The organism is Chitinivibrionales bacterium (assembly GCA_014728215.1).
Lineage (GTDB): Bacteria > Fibrobacterota > Chitinivibrionia > Chitinivibrionales > WJKA01 > WJKA01.
Genome location: WJLZ01000167.1, coordinates 1 through 12,714, shown reverse-complemented (window position 1 = coordinate 12,714; position 12,714 = coordinate 1). Strand labels below are relative to the sequence as shown.

The 12,714-nt window shown below is 46.7% G+C and carries 16 protein-coding genes; 12 read left to right on the top strand and 4 right to left on the bottom strand.

Annotation, left to right across the window (positions count from 1 at the left end):
• Nucleotides 1-15: 15 nt before the first annotated feature.
• The 5 genes from GF401_14795 to galK are packed head-to-tail and all read left to right on the top strand — an operon-like array spanning nucleotide 16 to nucleotide 4,846.
• The gene (locus GF401_14795; GenBank protein ID MBD3346320.1) at nucleotides 16-819 is read left to right on the top strand and encodes a type III pantothenate kinase; all 804 of its coding nucleotides are present in this window, start codon (nucleotides 16-18) and stop codon (nucleotides 817-819) included.
• Nucleotides 820-855: 36 nt separating this feature from the next.
• Complete coding sequence (pyrR, locus tag GF401_14790) at nucleotides 856-1,398, top strand: bifunctional pyr operon transcriptional regulator/uracil phosphoribosyltransferase PyrR (protein MBD3346319.1); 543 nt, start codon at nucleotides 856-858, stop codon at nucleotides 1,396-1,398.
• Nucleotides 1,395-2,324 carry an aspartate carbamoyltransferase catalytic subunit gene (locus GF401_14785; GenBank protein MBD3346318.1) on the top strand — a complete coding sequence of 310 codons (930 nt, stop codon included), beginning with the start codon at nucleotides 1,395-1,397 and terminating at the stop codon, nucleotides 2,322-2,324. Before pyrR ends, GF401_14785 begins: the two co-directional genes overlap by 4 nt.
• Complete coding sequence (locus GF401_14780; protein MBD3346317.1) at nucleotides 2,317-3,666, top strand: amidohydrolase family protein; 1,350 nt, start codon at nucleotides 2,317-2,319, stop codon at nucleotides 3,664-3,666. The genes GF401_14785 and GF401_14780 overlap by 8 nt, the downstream gene beginning before the upstream one ends.
• Entirely contained in the window at nucleotides 3,611-4,846 is a 1,236-nt protein-coding gene (gene galK, locus GF401_14775; protein MBD3346316.1) for a galactokinase, read from the top strand. Before GF401_14780 ends, galK begins: the two co-directional genes overlap by 56 nt.
• Nucleotides 4,847-4,903: 57 nt before the next feature.
• On the opposite strand, the gene GF401_14770 is transcribed toward galK, so the two are convergent.
• The 4 genes from GF401_14770 to GF401_14755 all read right to left on the bottom strand — a co-directional run bounded on the left by GF401_14770 (nucleotide 4,904) and on the right by GF401_14755 (nucleotide 8,027).
• Entirely contained in the window at nucleotides 4,904-5,731 is an 828-nt protein-coding gene (locus tag GF401_14770) for a DUF3157 family protein (GenBank protein ID MBD3346315.1), read from the bottom strand.
• A gap of 273 nt (nucleotides 5,732-6,004) precedes the next feature.
• Complete coding sequence (thiE, locus tag GF401_14765; protein MBD3346314.1) at nucleotides 6,005-6,631, bottom strand: thiamine phosphate synthase; 627 nt, start codon at nucleotides 6,629-6,631, stop codon at nucleotides 6,005-6,007.
• A gap of 129 nt (nucleotides 6,632-6,760) precedes the next feature.
• Entirely contained in the window at nucleotides 6,761-7,639 is an 879-nt protein-coding gene (locus tag GF401_14760) for an A/G-specific adenine glycosylase (protein MBD3346313.1), read from the bottom strand.
• Complete coding sequence (locus GF401_14755; GenBank protein ID MBD3346312.1) at nucleotides 7,581-8,027, bottom strand: DUF296 domain-containing protein; 447 nt, start codon at nucleotides 8,025-8,027, stop codon at nucleotides 7,581-7,583. The genes GF401_14760 and GF401_14755 overlap by 59 nt, the downstream gene beginning before the upstream one ends.
• A gap of 96 nt (nucleotides 8,028-8,123) precedes the next feature.
• On the opposite strand from GF401_14755, the gene GF401_14750 reads away from it, so the two are divergent.
• The 7 genes from GF401_14750 to GF401_14720 all read left to right on the top strand — a co-directional run bounded on the left by GF401_14750 (nucleotide 8,124) and on the right by GF401_14720 (nucleotide 12,585).
• The gene (locus GF401_14750) at nucleotides 8,124-8,309 is read left to right on the top strand and encodes a hypothetical protein (GenBank protein ID MBD3346311.1); all 186 of its coding nucleotides are present in this window, start codon (nucleotides 8,124-8,126) and stop codon (nucleotides 8,307-8,309) included.
• Between the two features lie 264 nt (nucleotides 8,310-8,573).
• Complete coding sequence (locus tag GF401_14745; protein MBD3346310.1) at nucleotides 8,574-9,137, top strand: hypothetical protein; 564 nt, start codon at nucleotides 8,574-8,576, stop codon at nucleotides 9,135-9,137.
• Nucleotides 9,138-9,241: 104 nt separating this feature from the next.
• Entirely contained in the window at nucleotides 9,242-9,646 is a 405-nt protein-coding gene (locus tag GF401_14740) for a prepilin-type N-terminal cleavage/methylation domain-containing protein (GenBank protein MBD3346309.1), read from the top strand.
• Between the two features lie 6 nt (nucleotides 9,647-9,652).
• Nucleotides 9,653-10,411, top strand: a complete 759-nt coding sequence (locus GF401_14735; protein MBD3346308.1) for a prepilin-type N-terminal cleavage/methylation domain-containing protein — start codon at nucleotides 9,653-9,655, stop codon at nucleotides 10,409-10,411.
• Between the two features lie 18 nt (nucleotides 10,412-10,429).
• Nucleotides 10,430-11,488, top strand: coding sequence for a hypothetical protein (locus GF401_14730; GenBank protein ID MBD3346307.1), 1,059 nt, complete (start codon nucleotides 10,430-10,432; stop codon nucleotides 11,486-11,488).
• Nucleotides 11,489-11,508: 20 nt separating this feature from the next.
• Nucleotides 11,509-12,012 carry a hypothetical protein gene (locus GF401_14725; GenBank protein ID MBD3346306.1) on the top strand — a complete coding sequence of 168 codons (504 nt, stop codon included), beginning with the start codon at nucleotides 11,509-11,511 and terminating at the stop codon, nucleotides 12,010-12,012.
• Nucleotides 12,013-12,585, top strand: a complete 573-nt coding sequence (locus GF401_14720; GenBank protein ID MBD3346305.1) for a hypothetical protein — start codon at nucleotides 12,013-12,015, stop codon at nucleotides 12,583-12,585.
• Nucleotides 12,586-12,714 lie beyond the last annotated feature (129 nt).

Genomic DNA, 12,714 nt, shown 5'->3' with positions numbered 1-12,714 from the left:
AAGCCTTTCTAAAGGATTTTACCGGTGCGCGAATTTGTAATAGCGGTTGATATCGGAAACACCCGTACCCAGGTCGGGTTAATCGATTGTGTCAATCTTACCTGCAAGAAACAGAAAGTTTTTTCTTCGGATAAGATCAGAAACAAGGTCGGCGTTGCACTCAATTCCTTCTCCCGTCAGGGGGAAACCGGACGGCCGACCCCGGTGTATGTCAGTACGGTTATCAATTCGCTTCGGAAAGAGCTTTTGCCTCTTCTGAAAAAGACCGGAATTGGCGCTCTGGTGGAGTACAATCCATCGCTTCCGATAAAGATAGCCTATGATCCGCCTCAGGTACTGGGTTCAGACCGCATCGCCAATCTTCTCTATGCCAGGGCCGCGTATCCGGGCCACGATTCTATTGTTATCGATACAGGCACCGCAATTACAGTCGACTATCTTCGTAATGGCTCTGAGTTTGTGGGAGGTGTGATCCTGCCGGGGGTTGAAACTCAATGCACAGTGCTTCATACAAGCACTGCCGAGCTTCCAAAGATCGACACCAAAAACGCCCATATCCCCTTTCCAGGAACATCGACCCGCTCCTGTATCGCTCACGGGGTACGGGAAGGCGTTGCCGGAGCACTTTCCCGGCTCGTTCACAAACTTAAGAATACATTTTCCAAAGAATGTATTGTCCTTACGACCGGCGGAGGGTGGAGTCACACCGCGCCGTTGATAGATTTTGAAACGACTTTTGTCCCCGATCTGACGCTTATCGGCACCGGTCTTTTTCAGGAAGTGGTACCTTCAAAATTGGGCACGATACCGAATGAGTAATGCACTTGCTATCGCTGCGTACGGTTGAGTATTTTGATGCCGATGAAACGAATGGAACTTCTAATGGATGAGCAGGGCATCGATCTTGCTCTGACTCGCATGACTCATCAGATCCTCGAGAACCATCGAGACCCTTCCACGTTCGGTATCGTGGGCATGCAGACCCGGGGTGTTTATCTTGCCCGTCGGATTTCCAATAAAATCAACGAGGCTCTCAACACATCGTTAACTGCCGGAGTTCTTGATATCACCCTCTATCGCGACGACTACCGGGTAGCGTTTAAACAACCAAATGTTCAGATAACCGAAATACCTTTTGATATCAATGGTATTACCATCATTCTTGTGGATGATGTTCTTTATACGGGGCGGACTGTTCGGGCTGCACTCGATGCGCTTATGGATTTTGGACGACCAAAGATTATCCGTCTGGCGGTGCTAATCGACCGGGGGCATCGGGAGCTTCCAATCCGGGCGGATTATGTGGGTAAAAAGACGACAACCGCTGATAATCAGGAAGTCGCATTGAATGTAAAAGAAATTGACGGCGAAGATTCTTTGTGGCTCATGGAACGATAATGGGACTAGCAATACAACACCTGCTCGGCCTTGAAGGTGTATCCAGGGATGATATTATTCAGATACTGGATACGGCGGATAACTTTTACGAAGTCCTTCAGCGGAAGATCAAGCAGGTACCCACCCTTCGGGGCAAGACCATTGTCAACCTTTTTTATGAGAACAGCACACGCACCAGGATCTCTTTCGAACTTGCAGAAAAGCGTCTGTCGGCAAGTCCTCTCAATTTTTCGGCATCCACAAGCTCGGTAAAAAAAGGTGAAACGCTCAGAGATACGATTCGCAATATTGAGGCGATGAAAATTGATATGGTGGTTGTGCGGCACGGGTGTCCCGGTGTTCCCTTTTTTCTCACGCAGTGTACCGATGCGGTCATTGTGAATGCCGGTGACGGCGCCCATGAGCATCCAACCCAGGCCTTGCTGGACATGATGACAATCCGTCAACGACTCGGCAAGCTCGAGAGATTGAAAGTTGCAATCATCGGGGATGTTATCCACAGCCGGGTAGCGCGTTCCAATGCCTGGGGAATGACAACCATGGGTATGGATGTCACCCTCTGCGGTCCTCCCACTCTTCTCCCGCAACATTCCGAGTCTCTGCCGGTGAAAATAACCGATAATATCGAAAAAGCAGTTGGCGATGCCCACGTTGTCATGCTGCTGAGACTCCAGTTGGAACGGCAGCAGGGCGGAATGTTCCCATCGATCAGGGAATACCGGGAACGCTATGGTATCGATCTGGAAAAAATTTCGGCGATGCGGGATGATGTCATTATTATGCACCCGGGTCCGATCAACCGGGGTATCGAACTTTCATCGAATGTAGCAGATGGAGACAAATCGATAATTCTGGATCAGGTGACAAACGGTGTGGCGGTACGTATGGCGGTGCTGTATCTTCTTGGAGGCGGTGAGAATGCTTAACAAAAAAGATAACCAGAAATTATATCCTGTCGATCCCACAGTACCTCCGGGCTCAATCGGCATCCTGAACGGCCGGGTTATCGATCCGGTAAACGGAACCGACGACCGGTTGTGTGTGGCAGTCGACAAAGGGACAATTGTTTCGATTGCTCCCGAGCTTCCGTCCGGGTTTACTCCCGACACGACCATCGATGCTGCAGGGAAATGGGTCGTACCCGGCCTCATGGATATGCATGTTCACCTGAGGGAGCCTGGCCGGGAAGATCGTGAGACTATCGAGACCGGGACAAGAGCTGCATCAGCGGGCGGCTTTACCGCAGTTGCCTGTATGCCCAACACCAATCCGGTTCTGGATGAAGAATCAAAAATTAGATATGTTGTTCAGCGGGGAGAGCCCTGTACTTGCCGGATTTACCCGATCGGTTCAATTACCAAAGGACTTGAGGGCAAGGAGTTGTCTCCTTTCGGTGAAATGGTACGGGCCGGGGCGCGGGGTGTTTCCGATGACGGGAAATCGGTGATCTCATCGATGCTGATGAAAAATGCGCTGAATTATTCAAAATCTTTTGACATACCGGTTATCTGTCATTGTGAAGATTCCGATCTTACTAAAGGTGCGCATATGAATGAAAGTGCGGTTTCCACCCGTCTGGGAATGCGGGGGATACCGTCGATATCCGAAGAGATTATGGTGGCACGGGACATTATGCTGGCCGAATACACCGGCGCGCGGATCCATATAGCGCATGTGTCAACAGCAGGGTCGGTCAGGATTATCCGGGAAGCAAAGGCACGGGGTGTTAATATCACCTGCGAAACATGTCCTCATTATTTTACACTGATCGATGAAGATCTTATTCCCGCATTCGATACATATAAAAAAATGAATCCTCCACTTCGTACCGCTCACGACCGGGATGTTCTTCTGGAAGGTATTGCCGACGGCACTATCGATATTATTGCCAGTGATCATGCACCCCATGTGAGTGAGGATAAAAAGGACGTGGAATTTGAAGCTGCATCATTCGGCGTAATCGGTCTGGAGACCTCCCTGGGGGTGGTACTCACCTATCTTATTGGAAAAAAAGTTATCGATCCGCACAGACTTGTTGAAAGAATGAGTTGCGTTCCCAATCGCATTCTCGGTCTTTCGGGAGGGACGCTTTCTCGGGGGGCTGATGCCGATATCACGGTAATCGACCCCGATGCACGGTGGAAAGTCGATCCAAACTGTATGTATTCCAAAAGCCGGAACACCGCCTTTGACGGATTCGAGCTGCAGGGATATGCGAGTTGTACTATTTCACAGGGAAGAATCGTGTATGAGCGGGGAGCGGCATAATCCATTCATGAATCTTCCGGCAAACGAAATACGCAAGGTTTTCGCCAATCAATTCAATACCCTCCCTCTTGCAGTCACCCGGGCGCCCGGTCGGGTTGAACTTCTTGGAAACCATACCGACTACAATGAAGGGCTTGTGCTGTCGTGTGCTCTCGACCGGTATATCTATGCAGCGGCAGGACCAACCGGAAAGAATAACACATTCGAATTTTTCTCTACGTTCAATTCCTCGCTGGTGGTAGTGGCCGATGCTGTCCGTCAGCAGGGAAGTGCGTGGGTGAATTATCCTCTGGGAGTGTATACTATCTTGCGGGAGAAAGGATTTCCGGCAGCGCCTTTTGCACTGGCAATAACCGGCACGATTCCCATGGGAGCCGGACTGTCATCATCGGCTGCTCTTGAAATAGCTTCCGGACTTGCATTAAGCACCGTATACGGATTTTCGGTCGACCCGGTCGAAATGGCACATATCTGCCGGGATGCCGAAAGTACTTTCTGTGGGACAAATTGCGGACTTCTCGATCAGTTTTCAGTGCTTTTCGGGAAAAAAGAACACGCCCTGTTTATCGATTTTCGCTCTCTGGAACATCAGACCGTTCCCATTCAATACCAGGACATGCTTCTTGCAATCACCACCTCGGGAGTTACTCATTCACTGTCGGATTCAGCGTATAACGGCCGGCGCAAAGAATGCGCCGAAGCTGCGAAGTTCTTTTCAAAAAGGGATTCTTCAGTCGTGTCGCTCAGGGATGTTTCTTCCACAATGCTCGAGTCTGCAAAAGGGGAACTCGATGATGTTGTTTACAAAAGAGCCGCTCATGTGATTGGAGAAAACGAACGGGTTCGCAGAGGCGTGGAGTTTTTAAAGGAGGGGAAACTTACCGAATTCGGTACCCTGTTGTATCAATCTCACGAGAGTTCAAGAGTAAATTTTGAGAATTCCTGTCCCGAACTCGATACCCTTGTCGATTATGCAGCTTCCCTCGAGGGGGTTTATGGTTCCCGGCTTACCGGTGGCGGCTGGGGCGGCGCGACCCTGACACTCATACATCGTGATGCTGTTGACGAATTCAGGAAAAAAATCAGAGCCGGGTATAAAGAAAAAACCGGAAGAGAGGCATCGGTGCATTTTGCCGCTGTTACCGATGGAGCCGGAGTAATACATTCGAAATCCGAATAGCGAAATCAGAAACAAGAAAAAGTAGTTTCCTCCAAAGCGGGTTTCGGTGGAATATCTTCAAATCTGTTCATAATCGATCTTGGTGATAAATGTATGTTTCCCGCCGCTGATATGGCAGTTGATTTTGGTGCGGGTGGTTTTCCAGATTACATTACAGGTGAGAAATCCGATACTGATCGCAAAGCCCCATTTGCTTTTGTCCTTTTTATACATGGTATTTTTCCATTGATAATCCCTGGTTGAGGGGGCGCTGTAGGCTTTATTCATATGATCGAGCAGCTTCTCGAAATCTTCATAAAACAGTGAGGGGTTTACATGGCCCTGGTTGATATCGTATGAGGCCCCGGCAAGTTTCCCGCCTTTAAAGATATAGGTCATTTTCGAGGTCATACCCGCGATTTTGCTTGAATACTGGAGGCTTGTAGCGGTTTCATTGATCAGTTTGGCGGTTTCGGAATTTTTAACCTGTGATTTTGTCATTCCCCATCGAGCTTTACGGAAATCAAAACCCGCTCCTGGATGGATGACCCGGGTCAGACTGACCGGTGTTCCGCTGCTGCTGTTTTTACGGGGGGCCTGCTGTGTTGTTGCCCTTTGTTTGCTGTTTTGCTGAGAGGGAGCGTCGATATTCTTTGCAGAGAATCCAAATGGGTCTTTGTTCGATGATGTCCGTTTATTTTTATTTTGCAGCATTTTCACCGCCATGACATCGCTCTGAGTGGCATATTTCCAGGTGCCGTCATCTTTGAGAAGTACACTTTTTCCTTCTTCGGTAGTGGCGATCTGCGCAGCCCTTACAATGGTGAAAAAGAGGAGTAGTACCAGACCAAATAGAATTGCCGGTTCCAGATGCTTTAGTGAATGGCGGTTTTTTCTGAAGAGCATAGATGTTCCGAAACGTGATTGGTATTAGAAACAGTATAGATAATGGTACATTTTTTGTGAACGGATGGCAAGAGGATATCGAAGACGGACTGAAAATGTCGCTTCAAACCGGCAGAGGCGCGGCGAGGAGAAGCCGGAAAGGTTTGACTTTCTCGGCTTCACTCACATCTGCTCACGCAACCCTAAGGGTGATTACCTGATGTGGGGACATGGGATATCCAAACGATTCAGGTGCAAAGTTGGTAACGATCATTCCTGCCGCAACAACTCTCCCTATTTTTCTCTGGAGCTTATCTCATTCATTTTAAGAAGAATATCCGTTGGATTCTTTGCCTGGGTGAGTTGCCGAACCATGCAGAAATTCCGTGCACCCGCGTTCAGGATTTCGGAGAGGTTAGCAAGATTGATTCCCCCGATAGCCACTGCGGGAACTGTTGCAATATCGAGCATAGTTTTCATGCCCTGGATTCCGATCACCGGATCGGGGTTTTTTTTGGTTGGCGTAGCAAACACCGGCCCGACACCGATATAGTCGGGATTGAGGGCGCAGGCATTTTTTGTCTGTTCCGGTGAATGGGTCGATATGCCGATTATTGCATCAGGGCCAACGATTTCTCTGGTTTTTTCGTAGGGAAGATCATTTTGGCCGATATGAACACCATCTGCGCCGATTTCAGCGGCGATATGAGGATAATCATTGATTATTAACCGGGTTGATGAGTTAGCCGTGATTTTCTTCATGGCCCGGGCTGTTCTTTTTACGAGTTCTTCGGCACTCTCTTTTATTCTGAGCTGAACATAGGGAACCCGGTGCTCAACCAGTAGTTCGGTCAACCGTTCGTAGCCATGAAGTGGATCGGTAAGAACAGCGTAGAAGCCGAAATTGTTGTTGATATTCATGATTATTCCTTTCTTTACGATGCGTTTTTGTGATGTGCGGCCTGGCGTAGGGGCGTTCAATTGAACGCCCCTACGTTACGGACAATTGAACGCTCCTGCAATTGAACATCTCTACCGGCGTTGTAACGATTATGCAATACTGAATTTCCCTCTCTTTTTTATAACAATGCTTTCGGCAATCAGATGATCAAGGGCGGTGTCCACCCGGTGCTCTTCCCTGTCAATTTTGTCCAGAAGTTGTTTCCGGGTCAGGACTTTTGCATTCAACAATGCTTTCAGAACCATTCCTCTGATTTGTCGGTGCGATCCTTCGAAAGGAGTTTGTTTTTTATAATGCGCGCTTTTCCGGCCCGGGTTTGGATGATTCTGTTTGAGCATGACACCGTAATCCATGAGTGCATTATACCATTTGCGCGGGTTTTTTCTGTCGAGCGTACATTCAACCATTTCGGTAATCTCTGTGTCGGTAACCTTTTCTTGTTCCGGAAAAAAGAAATGGATAAACACCGTGCGGATATTCGTTTCGATGAAAACGACCGGTTTGTTAAAGGCGAAGGCTGCTATAGATGATGCAGTTGCTTTGCCAATGCCGGGCAGAGTAATGAGTTCATCGATTGATTCGGGCAATCGGCTGTCGAATGTGTCAATTACCTTTTCAGCAAGTTTCTTAAGTGAAAGTGCCCGTCGATTGTACCCGAGGCCGTGCCAGAGGGCAAGTACCTGATCGAGCGAAGCCCGGGCAAGGGAATGGAAATCAGGAAACCGGTGGATAAACTCAAGATATTTCGGTACTACTCTGTCGACTTGTGTTTGCTGGAGCATTATTTCCGACACCACGATATGGTAAGGGTCGCCGGTGGAGCGCCAGGGCAACGATCTTCCGTGAATTTCGTAATACCGGTGAATTGTCTTTTGGAATGATGAAATGCGTTTGCTGCCGGGGGTCACGTTAATCTCCAATGTCAAGGAGTTCGAGGCCGCTGGAAGGATCTTTTTTACGGGCAACATTCATTTTTGTTATTTCCAGAATAACGACTTCGTCGATAAGCCAGCATTCCGCCGCGATCCGGGGACAGCCGATAAGCGGTTTATCGCCCCGTCCTGCGCCTGCATGGAGATGGAGTGAGGGCGTACCGTCATCACCAGGGAAAATCGTTCCTACCGCCAGAACTTCCCGGGGCTCCTCGAAACGTTCGATCATTACCTCGGGAGGCATAACAATCGGTGTTTTCGGACCGGTAACAACTCCGCCGTTTTTCATACCACCGATTATCCATACTACCGCCCCCGGTATTTTTTCCCTGGAGGCGATACGCTCTATGCAGGCATAAATGTCATCACCATCCTCAAGCCGCGCAACAAATATCCGTCCTGTTTTCCCTGAACAATATTTCATATTTACATCCTTTGGCCTGTTATGATATAATAAGGGTAATGTATATTACGATAACGCTACCGCAGTATTATTCTCACTTTAACCCATTTTTATTACATGTTCAATAAAAATAAAAAACGCTCATGGTACATGCGTGCCCTGGCAGCATTGCTGTTTGCCGGTTTTGTATACTGGGTTGCCCGGTGTTTTCTTCGCTCGGCAGCAAAAGAAATCAATGCATCATCAAACGGCAGAAAACCCAAAAACGCCAAACGCATGTATCGGGAAGCCATGTTTGTTTAAATAAACAGTATCATTCAGCTTCCCGCCGGCAGCATTAGAAAATAGCTTCTTCCAATCCAGTGCTTTTAAGCATGCTTCGGGGTCTTTATGCCTGCTTACGGCATAACTAATATTATTATTTTCTCTTTTCCCCTTTAAAATATTACACACGTCGTCTTTCATTGACAATATATGCTCTGAAGTGATACAATAATTGAGCACGAATATATACGCTTCGTGCGCCTTGTGCCTTTATATCTACGCTTACTCTTTATCTAGATTTTTATGGCTAAAAACAGATCTATCGGTTCGACAAAAAATCAATTCAAGAAAAAAGAAGATGTTGTTGCCGGTATGAATAAAAAACTGGCATCGGGCAAAGATGTTGTCAAATCGTTTCAAAAAGAGGTTAAGGCCCGAAAAACATCGGCAATCATCGTCTATGTTACCTTTTACACGCTCTTTTTGACAATCGGTTTTTTGACAGCCCGATATCTTCATTTTGAAAGCCGGGAAACAGCTCGAAAGAAGGTGAACAAATTTGTGGAACCGGTTAAAACCATGCATGCCGAATTTGAATCTGATAAAATCGGCCCCGATCAGTATGCACGATATTTATACTACATGCTTGTTCATGCCGACAGGGTGCCGGAGAAGTATAAGCAGGGTGTGCCGCGGTTCACCAGGGATGAAATATATCAAAAAATACGCATATTATGGCCTATGTTGTATACCGATACCAGAAGAGAAATTTTAAAAGAATTACCGAAGTTCTCAATTGAGGACACAGCGAAAAACGCTGTAGAAACGCCTCCAGAAAATGAATCTAATGCATCTATAGAGAGATAATCCCTGGCGGGTTCTTTTTATAGTTGTATTATTCTATATATTACGGGAAATCGGAAAAACAGCTTCCGTTTTTCTCAGAAGTGCAGATCTATAATTAGAGATGCATGATAATGGTCCGTTTTCCGGTAAAAACTGAAATTGAAAGGCATGATTATATGAAACGCAATGATCAGAGTGGATTTACACTGGTCGAGATAATCATTGCAATGTTTATAATGACTCTTGTTGCCTTTGCTCTTCATGGATATCTGTTTTCATTTATCTCAACAAATAAAAATTCAAAAGATATTGCAGAAGCAACATCGCTTGGAAATTCCAAACTCGAAAGCCTTCGAACAACAAGCTATGATGCACTCGAAAGCAATAGTGATATTATCAATAATAAATATTACCGGGTATGGGAAGTCTATACGGATAATGATAAAAAAACGATTAACCTTATTGTTGCCTGGCCTCAGGAGACCGGAAGTCATCAGATTACTCTGTCAACAATCATAGCAGAACCTTAGGAATTTATGAGATACTCGGATAAAGGCTTTACGCTCATTGAGTTAATGGTAACAATTGTCATTGCAACAATTGTCGGCCTTGCATTGACAAACTTGTATCGTGGTTTTGCAGAACAGAACAAACAGCAGCGAAGGATTGCTGAAGTGCGCAGTCAACTTACCCGCGTATCGGAATTAATTGAACGGGATATCAGAATGGCTGGGTACGGTCTTGCCGGTACGGGTATCAGGCCTACGCTTGGTGATCCAGATGATGAGATACTCATCTTCAGAGATGATAGTAAAGGCGAAACAGCTCTCGCTTCAGCCCCTGCATCAGGGGGGACGTGCATTCACGTTGAAGATCCCGCATCGATAACATCTGATCAGTGGCTTTGTCTTATGGGTGCCGATACACTCTATCGACAGGTAGCCGACATCGCGCTCTCTTTAACATCGTGCAACATTCCTGTCACCGAACCGTTGCCTGCGGGCCATGGCTTCGCTATAGGCGATAAAGTTCTCCTGGTAACCGGTATACAGTATTCAATCGGTACCGATGGTGGAGTAAACAGTTTAATAAGAAACCAGAATGGAAAAGAGATAGAGATTCCATCGATTAGTATACTCGAAATAGCCATTAAAAACAGTGAAGGAAATGAAATAACGGCAAATTTTGAAAATGCCCGCTCGTTATTTTTTCGAGTGGGAGGGGTGCCTTCGGGCTCCACAACCTCTGAAACGGTTGAAACCACAATTGAAGCGAACCCTCGCAACTATCACTAATTTTCAAGGAGAACAGGAATGAGACGCATAGAGACTACCGAGGGTTCGGTTTTAATAACCGTGATAATCGTTGCTGTTATCGGTGTAATAGCCGCACTAGTAACGCTGAGGATAACCAATCGTATTATTGAAACATCAAAAAACAAAAGGGTGAATGTTTCGCTTTTGAATGTTGCCGAAGCCAGCAAAGAGCATTTGCTGGCGAATCTCCGCACTAAAAACTTTATGCCCCAGGCAAATACTCGGCTCATTGCTGCGGAAAATCAACAAAACGGACAGGGAAACTATACTGTAAGTTGCAGTGCAAACACGGCCATGGATTCGGTGTGGATTCGTTCTGTTGCGGTTAATGACGGCAAAACCAGATCTATAGATGTGATTGCATCGATCTCTCCGGAATTTGATTTTACGATAACAGGGGTACGGGGAGCTGTTACGGCATGCGGTTTTGTCCGGACCATCGGCACCGTCACTATTGACGGACGCAATCATGATGCCGATGGTAATGTTATCGACGATGGTTTATACGGAATCAGCACCTGTAATACAGTTTCCCAGGAAGGGGCTTCAAAGATTGGCGGTAACGGTACGGCGCCATTCACATCGGCGACTTCCTCCGAAATAAACCAGAATGCCGACTGCACCGGTTACCCGACTACTCCCGAAGAAGTACTCGGGATACTGCCGGGTGATCTCGATGAGTATAAGGTTGCGTCGCTTCCTTCCGGTGACTTCCATGGTATTTATTATTTAACCAACGATTACGGACCGATTGATTTTGGCGTCTCATCAGGGATAATAATATGCCATAATGATACCCGCAGTGCCGATTTTCAGGTGAACAATGGGGTTTTCGGAGGAATTATCATCGCCGACAGGATCGATCATTTTAACGGTGATGCCGAATTGATAGGGGCGGTGATAACGCTGGCCGAAACCGGGGAGGAAATATTCGGCAATGGAACGGCAATTATTAAATACTGCTCATCGCTCGTCGAAAATATTGAAGAGTACTGCGACAATATGAATTGGGAGATTAAAGAATTATCCTGGCGGGAAAGGGCTGGGGATAATTAATGGGAACGGAAGATATTACTATGAAAATGAAGCCTGGCATTACCGATTCGGATGGTGGCGTATTACTGGTTGTAATTATCATTGCCGTTATCGGGACATTTGCATCCATGGCGACTCTCCAATTCACCTCTGCGAATATCAGTGCATCAAAAAACAAGCGTACCGGCTCTTCGCTGATGAATATCGCTGAATCGGGCAAGGAATATGCCTTTGCAAAACTCCGTTCTTCGGAAATAGAACCGGGAGCAGGAACTGAAATCGAAATTGCAACCGACATGGCCTTTGGTGGAGGTGCATTCACCGTGACTTGCAGTTCAAATGTTGCTGTTGATTCACTGTGGATCGTGTCGGTCGCAACACTGAATAAAAAGAGCAAAGCGATTGAGGTCACCGCATTATATTCTCGAAGTGTTTTGAATATCGATTTTTCGACCATACGTGGCGCTGTTACCGCAAAAGGGGATATCACAACAAAAGGAAATATTATCATCGACGGCCAGGATTACAATGAAGCGGGAGATTAGGTGGTGGGTGATGGTCTTTTTGGGGTGAGTACCTGTGGTTCTGTTTCAATCGGCGGGAGTTCGGCAACCGGAGGAAAGGGTAAGGCACCGGATAAAAAGGGTGAAAAACCCGGAACGGTCGAACGTCGCCCAACCTGTGAGGGATATCCTGTAACACCTGAAGAAATCCTTGGTTTGCCGAAGGGAGCACTGCAGAAGTACTACACGAATGAATGTCCCGCGGATGGATACCGGGGTCTTTTGTATACCGATCGTGACTGTGATGTTACCGGGGCCGGTATTTATATCTGTCATAATAAGTGGGGAACCGCTGAGTTGACTAATTTCCATGGTGAATTCAGGGGGCTGATAATTGCCGACAGGGTGACAAAAGTCAATGGAAACGGAAAAGTCATCGGCGGGATAATAACCTTGTCGGATCTTCAAGGGAGTAACAAGTTCGGTAATGGTAACGCCCGTATCAAATACAGTTCTTCGGTCTTCAATAAGCTTGATGAGTACTGTTCGAATCTTGAAGCGGCTGTTGAAGTGACAGAAATATCCTGGCGCGAACTCCTTCCAGGGTCATATTAACATACACTCCGAAAATCTTGTTTATTTGCTCCTACTTTCCTGATTTGTGATCACAGTCACTTATCACCTTAATGTTTCCAGTGAAAATTTTTGATAACAGCAAAAATGCTGATTGAGTAACTTGTTGCT